Genomic DNA, 698 nt, shown 5'->3' with positions numbered 1-698 from the left:
CCCTGTCGGGGCTCAAGCCGGGCCAGGCCGGCCGGCCGCCGCGGCTCGAGGTGCGCTTCTTCGGCCTCTTCGGCCCCAACGGCCCGCTGCCGCTGCACCTCACCGAATACGCCTCCGGTCGCCAGCTGCAGGCCGGCGACCCGAGCTTCGCGCGCTTCGCCGACATCATCCACCACCGCTTCCTGGGCCTCTTCCACCGGGCCTGGGCCCAGGCCCAGCCCTGCGCCAGTCTCGACCGCCCCGGCGACGACAGCTTCGGCCGCTACGTGGGCGCGCTGGCCGGCATCGGCCTGCCCGGCCTGCGCCAGCGCGACGCCTTGCCCGACTTTGCCAAGCTCCACCACGCGGGCCTGCTCAACCGGCAGGTGCGCAACGCCGAAGGCCTCGGCCAGCTCGTCGAGGGTTTCTTCCGGGTGCCGGTGAGTGTCGAGCAGTTCGTCGGGCACTGGATGGCGGTGCGCCCGCGCGACCACGCCCGCCTCGGCCGCGCCGGCAACGTGCTTGGCCGCAGCGCGCTGGTCGGCCGCCACTACCAGCCGCTCTTCGACTGGTGGCAGGGCAAGGACGCCGAAAAGGCCAAGGCGTGGAAGGTCTGCGCCGCGGACTTCGTGGACTTGAGCACCGGCAGCGGCATCGTGCACATGGCCCCGGCCTTCGGCGCCGACGACTACGCGCTGGGCCAGAAGGAAGGCCTGCCG

Annotated in this window: 1 protein-coding gene; it reads left to right on the top strand. The window is 73.4% G+C overall.

From position 1 onward, the window contains the following. Positions 1-698, top strand: a 698-nt coding sequence (gene tssG, locus L6Q67_RS23770; protein WP_296576053.1) for a type VI secretion system baseplate subunit TssG, incomplete at both ends; no start/stop codon positions are given.

It is taken from the genome of Zoogloea sp., from assembly GCF_023150065.1.
Classification (GTDB): domain Bacteria; phylum Pseudomonadota; class Gammaproteobacteria; order Burkholderiales; family Rhodocyclaceae; genus Zoogloea.
The sequence above is the reverse complement of the archived record's forward strand: the minus strand, read 5'-3'. Positions and strand labels throughout refer to the sequence as shown.